This window comes from Gottfriedia sp. NPDC057991 (assembly GCF_042886615.1).
Taxonomy (GTDB): Bacteria; Bacillota; Bacilli; order Bacillales; family Bacillaceae_G; genus Gottfriedia.
Genome location: NZ_JBHVQN010000005.1, coordinates 73,778 through 95,333, shown reverse-complemented (window position 1 = coordinate 95,333; position 21,556 = coordinate 73,778). Strand labels below are relative to the sequence as shown.

Below are 21,556 nucleotides of genomic sequence, written 5' to 3'. Positions count from 1 at the left end.
GTTATTTTATGTTTAAGAAATTTAAAGGAATTATGTTGTCGTTGTTAGCCTTATGTTTAGTTTTCTCATTAACTGCATGTAATAGTTCAAAAACAAATGCCTCAGGAAAAGTTGTTATTTATACGAATGGTGATGAAGAAGCCATTACATCAATGGAAACTGCTTTAAAGAAAGCAGGTTATGAAGGGAAATATGTATTCCAAACATTTGGTACTTCGGAATTAGGTGGAAAACTAATGGCAGAAGGTGACAAAATCGAAGCGAACTTAGTAACGATGAGTTCATATTTCTTAGATAGTGCTCAAGAAAAACACAATATGTTTGAAGACTTAACGTTTAAAACAAACTCACTTGAGAAATACCCTTCATTCTATACACCAATTTTAGCTAATACAGGATCAATCTTTGTAAATACAAAAGTAATGAAAGAAAAAGGCTTACCAATGCCGACTTCAATTAAAGATTTAGCAAAACCAGAATTTAAAGGTTTAGTATCAATTCCAAATATTATGGATTCTTCAACTGGATGGTTATTAATTCAAGCAATTATTACACAGTATGGTGAGGTAGAAGGTAAAACAATTTTACATGATTTAATCGCAAACTGTGGTCCACATTTAGAGAGCTCAGGTTCAGGTCCAATTAAGAAAGTAGAAGCTGGTGAAGTTGCAGCGGGTATCGGATTACGTCACCAAGCAGTTTTAGATAAAAATTCAGGTTTACCAATTGACTATGTAGATCCAATAGAAGGAAACTTCTCACTAACTGAATCAGTCGCAGTTGTTAAAAAAGATAAGAAATCAAATGAATTAGCGATGAAAATGACGGAAGTAATTATTAAAGATGCTCGTAAAGATTTAATCAAAAATTACCCAGTTGCTTTATACAAAGGAGAAACTGTTAGCGACGAGCATAAACCAGCTCATTCTATGAAATTTAGTCAACCATTAACAGTTAAATTATTAGAAGAGCACCAACAGTTCTTTAATGCTGCAAAATGATTACTAAGGGGATGAAAGGCTATGAAAAACTATAAATTACTAACACCAGGTCCATTAACTACTACAAGTACGGTCAAAGAAGAAATGCTCTTCGACCGATGTACTTGGGATCAAGATTATAAAGACATTACACAAAAAATTAGAAATCAACTTCTAGAGTTAGCAAATGCATCAGAAGAAGATTATACAGTTGTTTTAATGCAAGGTAGTGGTACGTTTGCAGTTGAATCAGTTATTAGTTCAACAATCTCAAAAAATGAAAAAGTATTAATTGTAACGAACGGAGCTTATGGTGAACGAATAGTAAAAATGGCTAAGTATATTGGGCTTAATTTCGTTCAATATAGCATTGCATATGATGAGCTACCTAAGGAAGAAGAGTTAAGGGACATTATTGAAAAAGACCAAACCATTACTCACATCGTAATGGTTCATTGCGAAACAACAACCGGTATTCTAAATCCAATTGAAATGGTGGCCGAACTTTCAAAAGAATATAGTAAAACGCTAATTATTGATGCGATGAGTAGTTTTGGTGGCATTGAAATTGACGTACAACAACTGGAAATTGACTACCTAATTAGTAGTGCGAATAAATGTATTCAAGGTGTACCAGGATTTGGATTTGTTATAGCAAAACTAAATAAGCTTGTACAATGTGAAGGAATTGCCCGAAGTTTATCTTTAGATTTATTCGATCAATGGAAGGAAATGGACAAGGATGGAAAATGGAGATTCACTTCTCCAACACATGTTGTTGCAGCATTTTCAAAAGCGATTGATGAATTAGTTGAAGAAGGTGGCATTTCAGCTAGATTTTCTCGCTATCAAAATAATAACTGCTTGTTAAGAAAGAGACTAAATGAAGTTGGAATTCATGCTTATATTACTGAGGAAAACCAATCGCCAATTATTACAACCTTCTTATTTCCAAGTGAACAGTTTAGCTTTGAAAAATTCTATTACTTCATAAAGGAAAAAGGATATGTTATCTATCCTGGTAAGCTAACTGATGCTGATACATTCCGTGTAGGAAATATTGGAGAAATTTATGAAGAAGACATCCAAAGTTTATGTAATATTATCGAAGAATATATGGGAGTGGTGACAAAATGAATAAAGTTGAAGGAATCATTTTAGATTGGGCAGGTACAACAGTAGACTTCGGATGTTTTGCGCCAGTAAATGTGTTTATCGATATTTTTAAAAATGCAGGAATTGAAGTAACGATGGAAGAAGCTCGAGCACCAATGGGGATGTTAAAAATCGACCATATTCGTGAAATGCTTTCAATGCCTAGAATTTCTAAGCTTTGGATTGAGAAATATGAGAGACCATTCAATGAACAAGATGTGAATATACTTTATGCAAACTTTGAGCCAGCTCTAATGGCTTCACTATCTGACTATGCAGATCCGATTCCTGGAGTCATCGAAGTAGTGCAGGAATTAAGAAATAAAGGTCTTAAAATAGGATCAACAACAGGCTACACAAATAAAATGATGGATGTAGTCGTTCCAAATGCTGAGACGAAAGGCTATTATCCAGACTTCTATATTACACCTGATGAAACAAATTCATTTGGTAGACCATATCCGTATATGATTTACCGTAACATGGAAGCATTAAAGTTAACAGCTCCATGGAAAGTCGTGAAAGTAGGCGATACAATTTCGGATATTAAAGAAGGGATTAATGCAGGTGTTTGGTCTGTCGGCGTTGTTATCGGAAGTTCTGAAATGGGACTTAGTTTAGAAGAGTTTAATAGCTTAACAGATAGTGAAAAAGAAGCAATCATTTCAAAAACGGAACAATCATTTAGACATAATGGAGCAGACTTCACAATTAAATCGATGAGTGAATTACCTATGTTAATTGAAAAAATTAATGATTTAATTGTAGAAGGTAAGAAAGTAACATGTTAAATACTCATTTGAAAAGAGAAGGCGATATTAACTCAAGCCCTCTCCGGACCGAATGGATGGATCAATTAAATCAAATTAGTAGAGATGTCATTCAAGAGGATGAGAGGGTTTTTGTAAGACAATCAATGTCTACGCCTTGTCTTAATGGAATAGTCGATGCTAATGGAAGTTATCTAATTGATGTGAATGGAAAGAAATATTTAGATTTTCATGGAAATAGTTCACATCAAGTTGGCTATAAAAATCCATATGTAGTTGATGCAATCAAAAGACAAGTTGATGAACTTCCATTTATTCCAAGAAGGTTTACATCTGAGATTGTCATTAAAGCAGCTAACGCATTAGTAAATAAAACAACCTCAAAAGATTACAAGGTTCTATTTACTCCATCTGGAAGTGCAGCTGTCGGATTAGCTCTTAAAATTGCGCGAAAAGTAACTGGGCGTCATAAAGTCATCTCGATGTGGGAATCGTTCCATGGTGCTGGATTAGATGCAATTTCAGTTGGGGGAGAATATGTCTTTAAAAAAGATATGGGTCCACTCATGCCTGGTACATTAAAAGCAATTCCTTTTAATGGATATCGTAATCTATTAAAAAGTGATTCACATGAAGAAGTAGCGAATTTTTGCCTAGACCATATTGAATATATGATTGAGCATGAAGGCGAAGTTGGCGCAATTCTATTAGAACCAATTCGAGCAACTGATACACATATCCCGCCAAAGTCTTATTTTAAGAGACTAAGAGAAATATGTGACCAACATGGCATCCTATTAATATTTGATGAAGTACCGACAGCCTTAATGAGAAGTGGAGCATTTTATGTTCATCAAAACTTTGAAATCGAGCCTGACATTTTAGTTCTTGGAAAAGGTCTAGGTGGAGCAGTTATACCTCAAGCGGCTGTACTAACTCGTTCAAAATACGATGTTGCCAAAGAAACATCACTTGGTCATTATACACATGAGAAACCAGCATTAGGCTGTGCAGCGATTTGTTCAACGATTGAGTATATAGACGACTACAACTTGGAGGAGAATTGCCGAGTACAATCCGAATTTGTAAAAACAAAGCTAGTTGAACTATATGATCAGTATGAGAAGATTGGTGATATTCGAGTTGCCGGATTGTTAATCTCTATTGAGTTAGTTAAGTCACGTGATTCAAAAGAAAAGAATGATGAATTAGCCGAAAAAATTCTTTATTTCTGTTTAAGTAATGGGCTTTCATTTAAGCTATCGGGGGGCAATTGCATCACTTTGCATCCACCTTTAATTGTTACAAAAAATGAGTTAGAGTTTGCTGTGGGGCTTCTTGAAGAAGGGTTGAAAAAATTTAGTTAAATTGTATAAGTGTAGCTAATATTCTATTAATGAGATTAGCTACACTTTTTTTGATGGGAGTTTACAAAACAAAAAAGAGTAGTGACAAATCAAGTCTGAGAATCGTAAATAATTGATGAGTTATCGTAAATAATTTATGAGCTGCAAATAAGTTTAATAGAACTGCAAATAATGACTCCATCAGTGCAAATAAATGGTGAAATGATGCAAATAAACAGCGAACTGCAAATAAAATCCGGGAATCGTAAATAAAAACAGCAATACTGCAATTAAAATCCGAGAATCGCAAATAAAATTAGCAAAACTGCAATTAAATTCCAAGGAACCGCATATCGCAGCTGAAATACCTCCACAACGTATATCAACTTACATTCTATTTAAAAGTTTATACAGTAAAAGGAGGCACCCAAGAGTCGGTTAACCTAACTCATGAGACACCCCCATAGAATACCGTATTAATTTAAAATTATTTCACTAATCCGCCTCTTAACTTAGTTACACCAAATTCTAAATAACATTTTAAACAGCTTAACATAAATACCCAGCCTTCTTTATTATCGATTAAATGATGAACATATTCTGGGCTGCTTTCATTAAAGCCTTCTTCCACCACTTCAATAATTGTGTTATTTTGATCCTGTTCATTTAATGTAATCGTTACGATATTTCCTTCTTCTGTAGGTCCCCAAGCAAACACAATCTTCTTATTTTCCTCAACTTCGATGATCTTTATTTTGCCTTCTGCATTGTAAAGATCATATTTTAAAGTAATGACTTTTCCTTCTTCCCATCGTTCAGAGCTAGAAGAAAACCAAAAGTTACCTATTTTAGTTGGATCAACAAATGCCTCAAATATGTCTTTTGCTGGTTTGAAAATATTAAACTTAGTCACATTATTCATTTAAGTATCAGCCCACTCTCAATTAATTTCATATGTATCATCATTGTCCTTACAAACTTATTTTAAACTGTTATCTTTTAATTGTGAATATTGAGTCGTAATATTCAGATAATAACCTTTTACCTATTTCTAATATTTTGTTCGTATTTTTGAAAATAAACTATTACGCTAAAAAGGATAGGCGACTGCCTATCCCAATTTATACGTTTAATATCGATCCGATTCATGCCCCATATTTTTGGCTTTGTCAGACGCGACATCAGCTGCTTCCGTACCAGTGTGTTCAGTTCGATTACTATTCGCTTTTTCTAAACCTTCGCGTACTCTGCGTCCGTATTCTTCATCAGCTTTTGTAAAATAACCAACCATCGTTTCTTGAATATGAGGCTTACATACTTTTAGTGCATCTACTAAATTTGAAATTAGTTCACTTTTTTCAGTTTCGTCGAAAGCACGGTAAGTATTTCCAGCTTGGATAAAGTCGTTAGGTCGGTCAATTTTTTGTCGTACTAACTTATTATTGTACCCAGGTTCATGATCTTTTCCAGTCTTTGGTGCTTCTTTTAATCCACCTAGTGATGAAGGTTCATAGTTCACATGTGGGTTTTGACCTGGTGCGGCGTCAACTTTATATTCCATTTGTCCATCACGTTGATTTGTTGCTACATGATTTTTTGGTGAATTAACTGGTAGTTGTAAGTAATTTGTTCCAACTCGATATCGTTGTGTATCTGAGTACGAAAAAGTACGACCCTGAAGTAATTTATCATCTGAAAAATCAAGTCCATCAACTATTACACCTGTCCCAAATGCAATTTGTTCAACTTCTGCAAAATAGTTTTCCGGATTTTTGTTTAAAACCATTTTTCCAACGGGTAAAAAAGGAAACTTTTCTGGATCCCATAGTTTTGTAGGGTCAAGTGGATCAAAATCAAGCTCGGGATGCTCATCATCACTCATGATCTGTACACATAATTCCCATTCTGGATAATCGCCTTTCTTAATAGCCTCGTAAAGGTCTTGAGTTGCATGATTATAATTTGTAGATTGGATTTCATCTGCTTCATGTTGTGATAGATTTTTTATTCCTTGTTTAAGAGGTTCCCAGTGGTATTTAATAAGAACTGCCTCGCCATCTTTGTTTACCCACTTATATGTATTAACACCGGACCCTTGCATTTGTCGATAGTTAGCTGGAATTCCCCATGGTGAAAAGAGAAAAGTTACCATATGAGTGGATTCTGGTGTTAGATGAAGAAAGTCAAACATTCTTTCGGGATCAGGAAGATTTGTTACTGGATCTGGTTTAAAAGAGTGAACCATATCTGGAAATTTCAAAGGATCACGAATAAAAAAGATTTTTAAATTATTACCGACTAAATCCCAATTTCCATCTTCAGTATAAAACTTTGTAGCAAAGCCACGCGGATCACGTAAAGTTTCAGGGGAATGTCCACCACCTACTACTGTGGAAAATCGAACATACACAGGTGTTTTTTTCCCCTTTTCTTGAAATAATTTTGCTCTAGTATATTTAGAAATTGCGTGATCGCCTACTTTTCCATAGGCTTCGAAATATCCTTGTGCACCGGCTCCACGTGCATGCACAACACGTTCTGGAATTCGTTCACGATCAAAATGAGAGATTTTTTCAAGAAAGTCATAGTTTTCTAAAGTTGTTGGTCCCCGATTACCAACGGTTCTTACATTTTGATTATCCGTTACTGGATGGCCTTGCCGATTCGTCAATATTTCTTCATTGTTCGCTTGATTATCCATAATTGCCTCCATTCATAAAAATACAAAATTTAGAATGTCCAAAAAAATGGAAGCATATGCAAATTTTTCCTGTAGGGTGTAACGGATCAGTACAATTGAAAAGTTTACAATTTGGATACATCTCATGACTAATTTTGAAACATTGATTCAATATGATTGAGATGTAAAGCGAGAGGAGGAATTTAAAATGAAGAAAAAATTATTAAAAGCTTTTGTATCAACGATGGCATTATCCGGCGCATTATTATTTTCAAATGGTGTAGCAGCACAGCCAACACATGTTAGTGCAGCGGTTTTAAATGCACCGATTAGTGTATATGAGGTAACTGCAAGTGTATTAAACGTACGAAGTGCTCCAAATACAAGTTCAAAAGTAGTAGATACTTTAAGAAAGAAAGATCAAATTGAGATTGTAAAATTCTATAATGCTAGCTGGGCACAAATTAAAACAACAACAACTAAAAATGGTATAGCTTATGTAAGTACTAAATACTTACAAAAAGTACCAAGTACTGTTACAACAAAGGCTAATTTAAATTTACGTAGCGGTCCTAGTACAAAAAATAAAATTCTTACGGTAATTCCTAAAGGTGCAAAAGTCAACTTCCTTGGCTATCAAACTGCAGAGAAAACTCAAATCGATTACAATTGGGCTATTGTTTCTTACAATGGTAAAAAAGGATTTGTAAGTACTAGTTATTTAAATATGAAATAACCACAAATGGCTAGAACTAACATTTAAATAATGAAATCGTAACGATATACAGTGAAATACGATCAAAAAAAGATTACCTTAACTCTGAGTTAGTTGTTTCCCTATTCCCCCAAAAAAGAAAGTGAGCTAAAAGCTCACTTTCTTTATTTAGACCTAATAAGGAAGTACCTTATAAGCTAACTTATTAATAATCTCTTTATGTTCAGGGTATTTATTATGTAATTGCTCTTGCGTAAATAATTCAAAGTCTTTAAAATCAAATCCAGGTGAAACCATACAGCCTACTAAGGAAAAAGTATTTTCTTCCATAACTGATGAGCCGAAAATTGAATTTTTCGGTACTAAATATTGAGGAACTTCTCTATTTTCTAAATTAAGTCCTAATTTTATTTCTTCGTATTGACCATTCTCGTGTATAACATGAATCGTTAATGAACTGCCTGCATGGAAATACCATAATTCATCAGACTTTAATCTGTGAAAATGAGAAATATCATGTGATTGTAGCAAAAAATAGATACTAGTATAAAGCAATCTATGATCATCATAATTTACGGTTAATTCACGATCAGATATTTGCTCCTTTGATTGATAGGTAGATTTGTAATATCCCCCTTCTGGATGTGCTTCTAGGCCAAGTTTAGAGATCCAATATTCTGGATTATTGTTAAACATTTTATCAATCCTTTCTTTTACTTCTCCCACCATATTACCTTAATTTTTGTTATTTCTATGATAAATATGTTGAAAATTATCTTATTTTAAGAAAGTGAATAGTATAAATTAATTGATGGAACATTTGGAAAAAGTACAGAATTTTCCCAATATACAATTTAATAGAAATAGATTACATTAAACTTATTAAATGAAAAAATATGGAGCGGAAGTTCGATGTTTAAAAAAGGGATCTTATATTTAGTGGCAATATTTACGATATCGATCATTATTAACCAAACTATTTTGTCTAAAGACGAAAAACCGAAAGTTAAATTTGAGTTAGCAGATAAAACAATTCCTTATAAAATAGCAAATTATTCTTGGGGAAAATTATTAGATAAAGATAAATCAACAAATGGTACATATAAAAATATTAAAGAAGAAGTAGCTATTCCAGCTTTAGAAGGAGAGCTTCTAAAGATTTACTTTTCGGAACAACCCGAAAATGTGGAAATATTAGAGCACTCTGGGACTAAAAAAACATATATTTATGACCATAATTTAGATAATTACGGAAGTTACTCATTCCAACTTGGATCTAAAAAAGGGGAAAAAATATATGAAGTAAAAGGTATTTGGAAGGGGAATAATTATTTTACTTATTTGATAAAAGTAAAGGTTATATAAAAATAAAAGTATTACTTCAAAACTAGATGTAATGTTTTCATGCGTGGGGTCTCAGCCTTCCCGCTAATCCCATAGGAGTCGAGCACCCTTTTCGTTCCAATCAAGCTCTTTATAAGAAATAATAATCTTAATAACAAAAGAAGAGTCAATTGAACGAATGAATTACCCTTTATTATTCAAATTGTAACTTATGATGACGACTTACACATCTTTCCAAATATTGCTCGTCAAATGAGAGATATTTTAATTATTTCGAGTTAGTTGAAACTTTTATATATCAACCAAAAATACTCATTTATCAATCAGATGACAGATAAAACTATAATAAATAGACTATTTTTTTATAGAAATTCATTTAATGTTTGTATTTTTCAATATTGACTACAACATATTTCAACAATCTGAAAGCATTACTTCAAAATTAGAAGTAATGTTTTTTATTTCCACTAATTTTTAGTAACGATTAATTTCGAAAAAAAGTGTAAATGAGGTATAATATTAAATGGTAAATGTTTGGCGAAAGTCAAATACATAGTAAATTAATCGTAGATTTAAAGTTGAAAGAGAGTGGAACAAGATGGGTCGTAAATGGAATAATATTAAAGAGAAGAAAGCTTCAAAAGATGCAAATACTAGTCGTATTTATGCAAAGTTTGGACGTGAAATATATGTAGCAGCGAAGCAAGGTGAGCCGGATCCAGAATCAAACCAAGCTTTAAAAGTTGTACTAGAGCGTGCGAAAACTTATAGTGTACCGAAACATATTGTTGATCGTGCGATTGAAAAAGCAAAAGGTGGTTCAGAAGAAAGCTTTGATGAACTTCGTTACGAAGGTTTCGGACCAAATGGATCAATGGTAATTGTTGACGCGCTTACTAATAATGTAAACCGTACAGCTGCAGAGGTTCGTGCTGCATTTAGTAAAAACGGTGGTAACCTTGGGGTAACTGGTTCAGTTTCATATATGTTCGATGCAACGGCTGTAATTGGACTTGAAGGTAAATCTTCTGATGAAGTGCTTGAAATCTTAATGGAAGCAGATGTTGATGTTCGCGATATTTTAGAAGAAGATGAAGCTGTTATTGTTTATGCAGATCAAGAGCAATTCTATGCAATACAAGAAGCGTTTAAAAACGTAGGTATTACGGAGTTTACAGTAGCTGAATTAACAATGTTAGCGCAAAGTGACGTAACTCTATCTGAAGATGGCCTGGCAAAGTTCGAAAAAATGTTAGATGTTCTTGAAGATATAGAAGATGTTCAACGTGTTTACCACAATGTAGATTTAGGTGAATAGAAGCTTAACAACAATATATACGATGAATTAAGATAAACGTGTTCATATAGATGAATTAATTTTCATCTGTATGAACGCGTTTTTTGTTTTTTTGAATTAAGCATTTGGTCAGGAATACTCATAGAATTTTTATGATCCATGAGTGAAAGACAGGAAAATATGTATAGTACAGAGAATAGTATTGTTAGTCAAGATTTGCTAAGGAATTATCGAATATCATATTCAATTTGAGGAGATCTATATATATGGATAAATTATTAAAAAACGGGTACAAAGCATTTAAGTACGCGGCTCTAAGAATTGGTGTATTTTTGTTAGTTTTAGCAACTCCAGTAGGTATTTTAATGAGCTTTAATGCTAATGCTGATGGGCGACAAGAACAAGAAATAAATTATTATGAACAATCCGTTGGCGAAAAAGGATTGAAGTTAGAAGAGCAACGAAGAAATGCAGTTATTCAAATTAAAAATAGCTCAACAGGCTTTAGATCCGTAGCCACCTGTGATGCTGACTCAAACTCGGAATGTGAATAAATTTATTATTCATAACTAGTTTGGGGTAATACATATAGTTGATTTTATTTATGGAGGAGTAAATTATGGAAGAGACGATTAAACAAAATAGCTTCACTCATAGGGAGCTTGCTGCTTCGTGTTTTAATAAAGTGTGGGATCTACTTGAATTAGAAAATAGATCTGTAAGTGAAACAGAAGAAATGGTTCATTTATGTCATAGCTCATTTTGGCATTGGACAAAAGTTGAGAGCCATACACCAAGAAACATATCGATTGGATATTGGCAATTATCACGAGTGTATGCTGTTATAGGGCAAGGAGAAACAGCTTTAGATTACGCAAAAAAATGTGTCACGATTAGTTTAGAAAATGAGATTGAGCCGTTCTACATTGCATATGCATATGAAGCTTTATCAAGAGCGTATGCAAAACTAAATCAGTCTCCTGAAAGCTTAGCTGCTAAAACTAAAGCGTATGAATATGTAAAAGATGTAAAGTTTGAAGAAAGTAAAGATTTGTTGCTGAAAGATTTAGATACTATTTAATCCGTTTTGTTTTAGTAATTAGGCTAATTGATTTGGGAAGAAACTACAGATGACTTAAAAAAGGAGGTTTCAAAGTCAGAGTACTTTTGAGACCCCCTTTTTTGTATTAATTTTTCAATAAAATGGTTTACGGAAACACGAACATAAAATGAAGATTATTCATAAAAAAAACCACAAGGAAAATTAATCACCTAGTGGACTTTCTTCATTTGTCACGGTCTTTATTGAGAACGTATTTTTATTTAGATGACTTTTAAATCATAAATACTTGAAATGACCCATTTATTTTTTAATTTAACAAGATCCAATGTTACATTACATATATTTCTACCGTTTTTATAATTTCCTTCAGGTTTTATCCCGTCCACAAATGTTATTTCGTATTTTATATGTACGGTAGCTTTATGATCTTTCTTTTTTAAATGGATGACAGATAAATTATCACCGATGAATTTTGCATCAATTACGTTAGACATGATCTTAGTAAAGTAGTAAGAGTGATTGCTGATTTTTAATGAATCTACTACAGCAGCGTTATAAATCTCAACATCTTTCCACTTTAAAGCTGTAATATAGTTTCTTACAGAATTTTGAACATTTTGTTCAATTATTAATTCTGTAGACGCTTCATCGTCCAATCTCTTCTGTTTTTCTTTTTCAATCGATAGTTTTAATGTTAATATAATAATGACAATTATTCCAAAAATTACCAAATATAAAGTGAGTGGTTTTTTAGCCATATGGGACCTCTACAAGTATCAATTAATTTGGAAGTTTACTAGCTTGAATTTTATAAAACTATATTTAAATTATTTATTGAGATAAAAATAGCTTTAATCAAAAAAATCGCAAGATGTAATGATTACATCTTGCTTTAAAACTGGTTATTAAATGGGGGTGCATTTAAATAATACTAATGAAGTTATTGGTCGTTAGTATCGTTTAATTGCTTGTATAGAAATCATACCATTCTGTTTGACTTTTTTGTATTGGGAAAATTTTTTGAATATAATTTGTCTGAAAAAAATCGAAAAAGTATATGAATGTGTCGGAAAATCTAATAGAATTTAATTATTAAGAGAAAATTAAAAATATTAATATAGGAAATTAATAGTTTCTAGTCATATAAATATCTATTTTAAATAAAGGTGAACAGGAGATTTTATTATGGATTATGGCATGATGATCTTTCATCATCGAAAAAAATTAGGATGGACCCAGGAGAAATTATGTGAAGGAATATGCTCCGTTTCGCATTTAAGTAAAATTGAAAACGGTACAAAAGAGGCTGGTATAGAAACGATTGAATTGCTTTTAAAGAGAATGCAAGTTGAAATAGATGAAAATGATAATATAGATGAAGTGACTGGTCAACTTAAACGATTATGGAACTCTATCGAACGAGCTGACTATGATTCTAGTAAAATGCTGTTTGAAGAATTGATTGGTAAAGAGGAAAGTATAAATTATACTAATATATCAAATGATTTTTGTATTACGACTTGGAGATATTATATTTTTATTGAAAACCTTAAAATGGCAAAGAAAAAATGGAAACAACTTGAGGCAAAAAAGAAGAAATTTTCCCAATATGAAACGATAAAATATTTGTTTACACTATCAATATATTGCATAAAAGAAAAAAGATATAATGACTCTCTTCTAGTAATGGATGAAGTACAAGAAATTACGCCAAACCTTGAGATCGATTTCCAGGAATATTGCTTCTATAGAGCTTTAGTATATAGCTTTATAAATCAGACTTCCTTATCTATGTATTTTTGTAATAAGGCAATTCCTATTTTTTTACAAAATAATAATATTAAGCGGATTCTTGATGCAAAAATGTTACTTTCACTTCAATTAATAAAGAGCAAGTTTTTAGATCGAGCCGAGCAATTTCTAATTGAAATACTAGATTCTTCTGTCATATTAAGTGATAAAACAATACATATGAGTGCTTTACATAATTTAGGCTATTTATACTATCATTCTAATCAACATAAAAAGGCAATAAAGTATTATCAAGAGTATTTATCTACTATTCAGGAGGATACTGAAGAGTATTTTTTAGTCATTTCAAATATAGCGAATAATATGATGATCATAAACGATTACGAGACTGCTACTAAGTTGTTATGTAAGAATCTCTCTAAAATAAAGGATAAAAATAGTGCATCCTATATTCGAATGAAGGTTTTATTACTAGAAGCAAAAAAGGACGAAGCAAATTTAGTTACATATTTACGTGAAGTTGGCTTGCCACTATGGGTTCAAACCAATGATCATGAAAAATTAATCAAATACTATGATGTTGTTACAGATTACTATGAAAAACACGAATCATTAGAAAAACAAAACATGTTATATAAAGAATACAATAGCACTCTATTAAAAGTTATCGAAAGCAGGAAATAACATGATGAAAAGATTATCCAACATTATAACTATATTGTGTTTGTTCACTGTCCTATCTATTAATTATGGTCCTAATGTAGTTTCTGATGGTTCGCAGACTTCAATTGTTTCAGATGAATCAGGAACGCAACTTTTATCGGATGATTTAAATCCAAGTGTATCTGCAGATGAAGGGTTTCAACCATTTGATCGATCAAATCGTTCTTATGCAGATGAGCCAATTCATCCTAAGGTAGAAAGACAATTCTTTATAAGAACTAAATAAAACCTTTAATAAGTATCATACATTTAGTGTGGTACTTTTTTAATTAGGAGGAAAGAAAGCTATGTCTTTTGAAAAATGCTATAAAATAAATAAACGAATGAAGGATTTTAATAAAGGATGGTATATAGCTGGTGGATGGGCAATTGACCTTTTCTTAGAAAAACAAACGAGAAATCACCATGATATTGAAATCGCCATAGCGCGTAAGAATCAACTATATCTTAAAGAGTATTTGCATAACTGGACGTTTAATAAAGTCATTAAAGGGGATTTATCAATTTGGGAGAATGAATATTTAGAACTACCTATTCATGAAATACATGGCAAAAGTGATAAGACAAAAGATGAATTAGAAGTCCTATTAAATGAAATCGAGTTAAATGAATGGAAGTTTAGAAGAGATGAATCGATTACTTGTAAACTTAACTCATTTTATAGTGTTACAAATGAAGGAATTCCTTACTTAAATCCAGAAATAGTGCTTTTATATAAGGTTAGAAATACTAGAGAAAAAGATCATCAGGACTTTAAAAGCGTGAAAGATTATTTGACCATTCACAAAAAAGCATGGTTACGTGAAGCAATCTTGATCCATCATCCTAATCATGAATGGCTTGAAGATTTAATATAAAAAAGTTGTAGGAGTGAGCATAGATGGAAGTATTGATTAGACCAGTAGAAATAAATGATGCTAAGGCACTTCATCGTATATGCACCCAAGAAAATGTTTTTCCTTATATGATATTTTTGCCTAGTATGCGAATAGACATGATGGAAAATCGAATTAGAAACTTACAAGCAAACGAATTTGAATTTGTCGCAGAATGTAATGGAGACGTGGTAGGGTTAGTTGGTTTAGTACAAAGAACAGGACGCAGATCTCATGTAGGAGATTTATTTATCGCAACTGATGGCAATCATCATAATAAAGGAATTGGAAAAGCTTTGCTTACGAAAATATTAGATTTGGCAGATTATTGGCTAATGTTAGAAAGAGTAGAACTAGGAGTATTAGAAACAAATCCTAGGGCACAAGCGTTATATGAAAAGTTTGGGTTTAGAGTTGAAGGTGTTAAAAGAGGGAATATAAAAGCTAATGGTCGATTTGTTGATGAGATTATGATGTGTCGATTTAGGCCAGGTGGTATTATTCAATAGTAATAGTTAGCAAAAAATCAGGTTTCGATTTGGGAAGTTAAACAGACCTGAAACAAATCGTATGAGCAGAGCTAATTCATAAGATTACTGAAGTAAAGATGAAAAGTATTTGTAGATAAAACCAGACCGGGCAGTGATTACCCGGTCTTTCTTTACTTTTTAGTAGTTTAGTATACGCTATTAACTTCATTAGCAGCCCGTATCCCAGATTCAATAGCACCCTGTATCCATGCGTGGGAACGAGAAGTATGCTCCCCTGCAAAGTGTAATCTTCCCTCAGGACTGCTTATATAAGAATTCAATTCTTCCTCTTGCCCCGGTTCGAAAAATGTAAAGGCACCAACAGAAAACGGATTTTGACTCCAGTTAAAAGAATTACCTGTTACATATTCAGAATAAACTTGGTTGCCCCAAATCTTAGACAAGTCCCGTAAAGCATATTGAATGCGCTCTTCTTCAGTTAAGGCACTCAATGTTAGTGCCTCATCTGCCCACGTATAGCTGGCCTTGACAACAGCTGGACCTGAGGTGCCAATTCCAGTACTAGGATAGAGTGAAAGTCTGGTAGGCAAATCGGTTGTAGACATACCACCGAATTGACCATATTTCTCCCAAAATCTACTTTTAAATTCAATTCCAATTTTTGTTGCAGACAGGTAGTTTATTTCGCGAATTGCTTTTCGCTTGTAATAAGAAATCGAATGGAATGGTTCAATTTCCACAAATCTTAAGAGTGAAAATGGTATAGCTATAATGGCAAGATCTGCGTTCATAGTGTATTGGTTTGAGGTTTTATTATCAGTTGTTTGGATTGTTAAGGAATTACCATTTTGAAAAATTTTCGTCAGTTTTTGATTTAATAGTATATTATCCTTTAATTGAGGAAGAAACGCTTTTGGTAATAGATCCATTCCACCTGTTATTTCATAAAATTTCGTTGCTGATTTAAAAGCGACTTGTTCCCTTAATACTTCTAAAAAGGACATTCCCATAAATGCTTCAAAATCAAGGAGCACACCAATCATATCTACTGCACCAACTGAAAAGTACGAATTTAAAAAAGAACCAAATGAAATATTACCATACCTTTTTTCGACTATTTCCCAATTAGTTAATGGATTTTGAATAATAAAATTGATAAATGGCTGTAAAGCTTGATCCAATAACACATCTGAAGTTTTTCCTTTTTCGTTTGGTGCTACTGGATAATTTAATATATCGGGATTGCTTTTATAGTTAGCTTGATTCGTTTTTATTCCATTTGCATAAATGATATCGTTTGGCGTTTCATTAATAAATTCATTTACTGGCAAATTGAATTTTCTAATATACTCTAAAGTTAAATGATGGACATTTGGGATTCGTAATGGACCAGCATTTAAATATAGGCCATCACTAAATGGCGCACGTAAAGTATAAGCACGACCTCCTATTCGATCATTTGCCTCGATAATTGTGACATGGTGTCCTGCATTCTTTAATAATGAAGCTGCGGTTAAACCGGCCATTCCAGCGCCTACAATAACTACTTTTTTTGAGAATTCAGTTTTTCTAAGGCCATTTTGAATGATTGAAATCATTTGGTCAGTTGTTAGTGGAGAACTTGTCATAGATTCTCCTCCTTTACAGTTCCTTCATTACATTTTATTCGCATTCATGAAATCGTATGTAATTGATTTGAATTTGAAGGAATAGCTAGTTTCAGTTAGAATAATTAATCTTTTTATAAACAATTAAAGGAGAATGCTGTCAAAAAATCTAATAGTTATTATTGGATATCTTGTACTTTATTTACTTTCATACTTTGGTCGTAGACGGATTGATACTGCAGGATGTTATCTAGATTTTTTAATTTCCATAAAATGTGATTATTAGAAGTTTTTAATTGGAGGTTAAAAAAAATGAAAAAATTATTTATTTCTGCTTTATTAATGATTACCTCAGTATTCGTTCTGACTAGTTGTTCAATTTTTAACAATGAAAAGGTAAAAGAAGAAACTGTTTCTATTCATAAAGATCAAGCTAAAAAATTGGATGTTAGTTTAGATTTAGGTGCAGGAGTAATGAACGTTTCAAAAGGTACAAAAAATTGGGTAGACGGAACGATCGAATATAACAATAAATATTTGACTCCAGATGTATCATATAAGCTTAAAGACTCCACAGGAGAAGTAAGTATTGATCAATCTAAAAAGCATTTTCCAAAAGTGAAAATTGGTAAATTAAAAAATGAATGGAATTTGAAGCTTTCGAATAAACTTCCGATTGATTTAGCTATTAATACTGGCGCAGCAAAAACAAATCTTGATTTACGGGGACTGAATTTAAATGAATTGAAGATTGAGTCTGGTGTCGGAGAGCTTAAAGTTAATTTAGGTGGAAGCTGGAATAAAAGCTTCGAAGCAAATATTGAAACAGGGGTTGGGAAAACGACCATCGTGCTACCTTCCGATGTGGGTGTAAAGATAAATTTAAGTAAGGGAATTGGCAAGGCAAATGTAATCGATTTAATTTCGAAAGGTAACGGTGTTTATGTTAATGCAGCGTATGAAAACGCTGATGTTAAATTAACAATAAATATGGATTTAGGTGTAGGAGAAGTAAACTTTAAATTAGATTAATATAAAATCAGTTTGAAAGTAATAGAAAAATAGTTTCATAAAAATTTTTATCTCTAAGGAGGGATTCAATGCTAAAAGATGCAGTTGAATCAGTTATCAATTGTATGGCATCAGGTGAGGGGATGTCTGATATACAAAGAATTCAAACAGAACATCGTTTTAAATTAGTTGAGTTTTGGAATATAGAAAAAGGAAGTAAAGTATTAGAAATAGGCTGTGGTCAAGGAGATACGACTGCCGTTTTAGCATATATTGTCGGGGAAAATGGATTTGTTCATGGAATCGATATTGGCCCACCAACATACGGCAGTCCAATTTCATTAGGAGATTCCGCAGACTTCCTATTACAATCGAATTTAGGTAAACAATTAAAGATGGAGTTTGAAATTGACATATTATCACCAACTGTTGATTTTCATGAAAATGAGTTTGATTATATTGTTATGTCTCACTGTTCATGGTACTTAAAATCACATGAAGAATTTATTGCAGTCTTAAAAAAGATTAAAAAATGGGGTAAAAAATTATGCTTTGCCGAATGGGATACAAGAATTAGCTCAATTGAGCAGTACCCGCATTTACTATCGATTTTAATTCAAGCTCAGTATGAGTCATTAAAACAAAATAGTGAATCAAATATTCGCACCCTTTTTACTCCAAATGATATTAAAAATATTTGTGAAGCTTCAGGGTGGAACATAATGAATGAAACATCTATATTTTCTCCAAAATTACAGGATGCTAGCTGGGAAGTTAATAAGACTTTGGGAGATATCGATATTGAACTCATAAATATTGAGAATATACCTAGTAAATTAAATGGACTAATTCGATCAGAGGTAAAAATGCTAGAAGAGTCTATTACCTCTAATGAAATAAAGCCTTTATCGATATTTGCATTTATAGCTGAATAAAATTTCTCTCTAACATAAAAAAAGCATCTAAATATATCTAGATGCTTTTTTACTATTGAGGATAATAATTTCTTTGATAAATATAAGGATAGCTTGGATAGTAATATGGATACAAGTGTATTGCTACAACTGAAGTAAGTGGTACAGTGACCTTTTTATAAATTCGGTATCTAGGGCGAAAAGTTTCGCCTCCGCTTTGTCTTAATTCAAAATAACGCGATTCCGGTGCGGCGAGGTCTTCTGGGACAAGCAAGTTCGCACTTATCGAGTTGTTATCTAATAGAATACCTTCTAATAAAGCTCTATCATTGGTTTGAAACACTACATGGCAGTTATTATATTTTTTACACTTAGCTTGCATATTTCGAATATGTGGATGTTCCATGAATTCCCCCCCATTTGTACTCATTACTTAATGTATGATTCAGATAAAGTACTAGAATATTGTCCAAACTAATTAAATGATAAGAACAAAGGATAAAAAAAGAACAAGATGTTTCAAAGATGTAAATTTTTTGTATTTACATGAAAAACGTTTAGTAATTCAGTAATGAGCCATCTATAATTTTTCCTAAGGAAAATATTAAATAATAAATATTTAGTAAAGAGAAAAAACATAAATTATGAATTTAGGTGAGGTAATTGCAAGGGAAAGTATTAATTGTAGATGATGAAAAAAGTATTGTAGATCCATTAACTTACGCATTTCGTAGAGAAGGATTTATCGTAGAAAACGCATTTAACGGAAAAGAAGCATTAGATAAGATCCCAGATTTTAAACCAGATATTTTAATATCGGATATTATGATGCCTGTAATGAACGGTTTGGACCTATGTAAACAAATAGGAAATAAAGAAGGACTTGGCATTATTTTACTTACAGCTAAGGATGATATTATTGATCGAGTTTTAGGATTAGAGTTTGGAGCTGATGATTATATAACAAAACCATTTGATATTAGAGAATTACTTGCTAGAACTAGATCCTTACTCCGAAGATTAAAAAAACAATCAACACCTGACGAAAAAAAGAGCTTTTCAATTAATAAGCTACAAGTAATTCCTGCTCAAAGAAAAGTTACAGTTGATGGAACAAATATAGAATTAACCCCTAAAGAATTCGACCTTCTAGTCTTATTAATTTCAAATATTGATCGAATTTTTAGCAGAGATGAATTATTAGATTTAGTGTGGGGAATGGAGTATATCGGTGGAACGAGAACAGTCGATATTCATATACAACGTTTGCGTAAAAAGTTGGGTAATTCTTATCAACATTTAATTCATACTGTTTTTGGAGTCGGATATAAGATATCTAGTGAAAGTAAATGAAACTGAGTATTAAAGTTAAGTCGAGCTTATTTTTAGCCATGCTTTTAATCGGAACGGTCATTGTATTAAGTATATTAGTCTTACAAGGTATCAAACAAAACCAGCAAAATCAAACTGAAGAAACACTTGCTAGGCAAAGTAAATTAGCAAATGTATATGTAAAGCAAGTTTATTTAAGTCAAACAACAGAAAATCCTCAAGATTTTTTTAAACGATATGGTCGGGAAATTGCAAGGCAGATTGGGATTATTAGTAGTCTTCATGTCACAATTTTTAATATGTCTGGAAAAGTTGCAGGAGATTCTCTTCCTTTAGAATCTACAAGAGATGTAGGAGATACTTTAAGTTATGCGTTAAAAGGTAAAATTGCATATCAGGAGAGCGGTGAAACATTATCTTATTTTGCACCGATTTATAATGCTAATAAACAAATTGGGGTTGTTCAGTTCGATTATTCATTAATTAATAATCAGAAGTTTTATGATAATACAATTAAACTGTTTATTAAAATTGGTTTAATCACTACAATTCTTAGTTTTATTATTGGATATTTCTTTTTTAATTCGCTTGTTATGAGTATTTTAAAACTTAGAAAAGTAACGGAGGAAATTAAATTAGGAAACTATCCAGACCGTTCTACTTTAAGTCGAAAAGATGAATTGGGTTATTTAAGCAAAGCAATCTTCTACATGAGTAATGAAATTCAAAATAATATAAAAGGCATTCAACAAGAAAAAGAAAATCTGCAATTAGCTGTTGAAAAGCTTAAGGTTTTAGAAAAACAACAAAAGCAATTTATTGGATCGATTACTCATGAGTTTAAAACCCCACTGACTGTAATTAGGGCATATATTGATTTATTAGACATGTATTCGGATGACCCAAAATTATTAGAAGAAGCAATTAGCAATATAGGGAAAGAATCACTTCGTCTTTACGATATGGTTGAAAAAATATTAAAGCTAGCAGAACTTGAGAAATATGACTTTGAAATTGTAAAAGAAAAAGTCGATGTATATTCCCTTTTAGAAGATATCTGTTTAAGAATGAAAGGGAAAATGACTAAGTTTGGCTTATCTATCCGTACAAATTTTGAGCATGCAACGATTCTTATTGATAAAGAAAGCTTTACATTAATCATTATGAATTTATTAGATAATGCCATTAAATATAATAAAACAAATGGTGAGATAAACGTTTCAAATAGGACCCTAAATAATCGTTTAGTTATTAATATATCAGATACGGGTATTGGTATTTCTGCAGAATTAGTGGATAAAATATTTGAACCATTTTTTACCGTAAATAAAGATCGTTCTCGTCAATCTGGAGGATCGGGTTTAGGGCTTGCTTTAACAAAGGATTTAATTGAAAAGCAAAATGGTACGATTCGTGTTGAATCAATTGAAGGTAGCGGATCAAATTTTATCATTACATTTCCGGTAGCAAAATAAAAGTTTACAAATTGGAAACATGATAT

At 32.1% G+C, this 21,556-nt stretch carries 23 protein-coding genes; 17 read left to right on the top strand and 6 right to left on the bottom strand.

All coding sequences use genetic code 11. From position 1 onward, the window contains the following. Positions 1 to 8 precede the first annotated feature (8 nt). Genes ACFVR2_RS17115 through pbfA form a run of 4 tightly spaced genes read left to right on the top strand, consistent with a single transcriptional unit; the run spans position 9 to position 4,272 of the window. The gene (locus ACFVR2_RS17115) at positions 9 to 1,001 is read left to right on the top strand and encodes an extracellular solute-binding protein (protein WP_387364190.1); all 993 of its coding nucleotides are present in this window, start codon (positions 9 to 11) and stop codon (positions 999 to 1,001) included. A 21-nt stretch (positions 1,002 to 1,022) separates the two neighbouring features. Further along, positions 1,023 to 2,117: a 2-aminoethylphosphonate--pyruvate transaminase gene (locus tag ACFVR2_RS17110; RefSeq protein WP_387364187.1), complete on the top strand. Its 1,095-nt coding sequence runs from the start codon at positions 1,023 to 1,025 to the stop codon at positions 2,115 to 2,117. Beyond that, positions 2,114 to 2,926, top strand: coding sequence for a phosphonoacetaldehyde hydrolase (gene phnX / locus ACFVR2_RS17105; RefSeq protein WP_387364184.1), 813 nt, complete (start codon positions 2,114 to 2,116; stop codon positions 2,924 to 2,926). The genes ACFVR2_RS17110 and phnX overlap by 4 nt, the downstream gene beginning before the upstream one ends. Next, positions 2,920 to 4,272, top strand: coding sequence for a (R)-1-hydroxy-2-aminoethylphosphonate ammonia-lyase (gene pbfA / locus ACFVR2_RS17100; protein WP_387364181.1), 1,353 nt, complete (start codon positions 2,920 to 2,922; stop codon positions 4,270 to 4,272). Before phnX ends, pbfA begins: the two co-directional genes overlap by 7 nt. 466 nt (positions 4,273 to 4,738) lie before the next feature. On the opposite strand, the gene ACFVR2_RS17095 is transcribed toward pbfA, so the two are convergent. Both ACFVR2_RS17095 and ACFVR2_RS17090 read right to left on the bottom strand, forming a co-directional pair. Continuing rightward, positions 4,739 to 5,173: an SRPBCC domain-containing protein gene (locus ACFVR2_RS17095; protein WP_387364178.1), complete on the bottom strand. Its 435-nt coding sequence runs from the start codon at positions 5,171 to 5,173 to the stop codon at positions 4,739 to 4,741. Positions 5,174 to 5,380: 207 nt separating this feature from the next. Then, positions 5,381 to 6,952 carry a catalase gene (locus ACFVR2_RS17090; RefSeq protein WP_387364175.1) on the bottom strand — a complete coding sequence of 524 codons (1,572 nt, stop codon included), beginning with the start codon at positions 6,950 to 6,952 and terminating at the stop codon, positions 5,381 to 5,383. Positions 6,953 to 7,139: 187 nt separating this feature from the next. On the opposite strand from ACFVR2_RS17090, the gene ACFVR2_RS17085 reads away from it, so the two are divergent. Further along, a complete protein-coding gene (locus ACFVR2_RS17085; protein ID WP_387364172.1) occupies positions 7,140 to 7,667 on the top strand; it encodes an SH3 domain-containing protein in 528 nt (175 codons plus the stop codon). 153 nt (positions 7,668 to 7,820) lie between these two features. On the opposite strand, the gene ACFVR2_RS17080 is transcribed toward ACFVR2_RS17085, so the two are convergent. Further along, entirely contained in the window at positions 7,821 to 8,342 is a 522-nt protein-coding gene (locus ACFVR2_RS17080; protein ID WP_387364170.1) for a cupin domain-containing protein, read from the bottom strand. 216 nt (positions 8,343 to 8,558) lie between these two features. On the opposite strand from ACFVR2_RS17080, the gene ACFVR2_RS17075 reads away from it, so the two are divergent. The 4 genes from ACFVR2_RS17075 to ACFVR2_RS17060 all read left to right on the top strand — a co-directional run bounded on the left by ACFVR2_RS17075 (position 8,559) and on the right by ACFVR2_RS17060 (position 11,368). Beyond that, entirely contained in the window at positions 8,559 to 9,011 is a 453-nt protein-coding gene (locus ACFVR2_RS17075; RefSeq protein WP_387364167.1) for a hypothetical protein, read from the top strand. A 577-nt stretch (positions 9,012 to 9,588) separates the two neighbouring features. Beyond that, on the top strand, positions 9,589 to 10,308 hold the full coding sequence (locus tag ACFVR2_RS17070) for a YebC/PmpR family DNA-binding transcriptional regulator (RefSeq protein WP_387364165.1): 720 nt from the start codon (positions 9,589 to 9,591) through the stop codon (positions 10,306 to 10,308). Between the two features lie 245 nt (positions 10,309 to 10,553). After that, positions 10,554 to 10,841: a hypothetical protein gene (locus tag ACFVR2_RS17065; protein WP_387364162.1), complete on the top strand. Its 288-nt coding sequence runs from the start codon at positions 10,554 to 10,556 to the stop codon at positions 10,839 to 10,841. 65 nt (positions 10,842 to 10,906) lie between these two features. Then, positions 10,907 to 11,368, top strand: coding sequence for a hypothetical protein (locus ACFVR2_RS17060; RefSeq protein ID WP_387364159.1), 462 nt, complete (start codon positions 10,907 to 10,909; stop codon positions 11,366 to 11,368). Between the two features lie 242 nt (positions 11,369 to 11,610). On the opposite strand, the gene ACFVR2_RS17055 is transcribed toward ACFVR2_RS17060, so the two are convergent. Further along, positions 11,611 to 12,108: a hypothetical protein gene (locus tag ACFVR2_RS17055; RefSeq protein WP_387364156.1), complete on the bottom strand. Its 498-nt coding sequence runs from the start codon at positions 12,106 to 12,108 to the stop codon at positions 11,611 to 11,613. Between the two features lie 427 nt (positions 12,109 to 12,535). On the opposite strand from ACFVR2_RS17055, the gene ACFVR2_RS17050 reads away from it, so the two are divergent. The 4 genes from ACFVR2_RS17050 to ACFVR2_RS17035 all read left to right on the top strand — a co-directional run bounded on the left by ACFVR2_RS17050 (position 12,536) and on the right by ACFVR2_RS17035 (position 15,209). After that, the gene (locus ACFVR2_RS17050; protein WP_387364153.1) at positions 12,536 to 13,786 is read left to right on the top strand and encodes a helix-turn-helix domain-containing protein; all 1,251 of its coding nucleotides are present in this window, start codon (positions 12,536 to 12,538) and stop codon (positions 13,784 to 13,786) included. A 1-nt stretch (position 13,787) separates the two neighbouring features. Next, positions 13,788 to 14,051 carry a hypothetical protein gene (locus ACFVR2_RS17045; RefSeq protein WP_387364151.1) on the top strand — a complete coding sequence of 88 codons (264 nt, stop codon included), beginning with the start codon at positions 13,788 to 13,790 and terminating at the stop codon, positions 14,049 to 14,051. A gap of 61 nt (positions 14,052 to 14,112) precedes the next feature. Continuing rightward, on the top strand, positions 14,113 to 14,682 hold the full coding sequence (locus tag ACFVR2_RS17040) for a nucleotidyltransferase domain-containing protein (protein WP_387364146.1): 570 nt from the start codon (positions 14,113 to 14,115) through the stop codon (positions 14,680 to 14,682). A gap of 23 nt (positions 14,683 to 14,705) precedes the next feature. After that, the gene (locus ACFVR2_RS17035; RefSeq protein ID WP_387364143.1) at positions 14,706 to 15,209 is read left to right on the top strand and encodes a GNAT family N-acetyltransferase; all 504 of its coding nucleotides are present in this window, start codon (positions 14,706 to 14,708) and stop codon (positions 15,207 to 15,209) included. Positions 15,210 to 15,376: 167 nt separating this feature from the next. Here the strand turns inward: ACFVR2_RS17035 and ACFVR2_RS17030 are convergent, their stop codons facing one another. Then, the gene (locus ACFVR2_RS17030; RefSeq protein WP_387364139.1) at positions 15,377 to 16,819 is read right to left on the bottom strand and encodes a flavin monoamine oxidase family protein; all 1,443 of its coding nucleotides are present in this window, start codon (positions 16,817 to 16,819) and stop codon (positions 15,377 to 15,379) included. Positions 16,820 to 17,110: 291 nt separating this feature from the next. On the opposite strand from ACFVR2_RS17030, the gene ACFVR2_RS17025 reads away from it, so the two are divergent. Then, positions 17,111 to 17,830, top strand: coding sequence for a toast rack family protein (locus ACFVR2_RS17025; protein ID WP_387364136.1), 720 nt, complete (start codon positions 17,111 to 17,113; stop codon positions 17,828 to 17,830). Positions 17,831 to 17,898: 68 nt separating this feature from the next. Then, positions 17,899 to 18,744 (top strand): class I SAM-dependent methyltransferase, encoded by an 846-nt coding sequence (locus tag ACFVR2_RS17020; protein WP_387364133.1) that lies wholly within the window; start codon positions 17,899 to 17,901, stop codon positions 18,742 to 18,744. Between the two features lie 52 nt (positions 18,745 to 18,796). On the opposite strand, the gene ACFVR2_RS17015 is transcribed toward ACFVR2_RS17020, so the two are convergent. Next, positions 18,797 to 19,129: a hypothetical protein gene (locus ACFVR2_RS17015; protein ID WP_387364130.1), complete on the bottom strand. Its 333-nt coding sequence runs from the start codon at positions 19,127 to 19,129 to the stop codon at positions 18,797 to 18,799. A gap of 257 nt (positions 19,130 to 19,386) precedes the next feature. Here ACFVR2_RS17015 and ACFVR2_RS17010 point away from each other — a divergent pair, with 257 nt between their 5' ends. Both ACFVR2_RS17010 and ACFVR2_RS17005 read left to right on the top strand, forming a co-directional pair. Further along, positions 19,387 to 20,076 carry a response regulator transcription factor gene (locus ACFVR2_RS17010; protein ID WP_387364127.1) on the top strand — a complete coding sequence of 230 codons (690 nt, stop codon included), beginning with the start codon at positions 19,387 to 19,389 and terminating at the stop codon, positions 20,074 to 20,076. Then, positions 20,073 to 21,530, top strand: coding sequence for a sensor histidine kinase (locus tag ACFVR2_RS17005; RefSeq protein WP_387364124.1), 1,458 nt, complete (start codon positions 20,073 to 20,075; stop codon positions 21,528 to 21,530). Before ACFVR2_RS17010 ends, ACFVR2_RS17005 begins: the two co-directional genes overlap by 4 nt. Positions 21,531 to 21,556 lie beyond the last annotated feature (26 nt).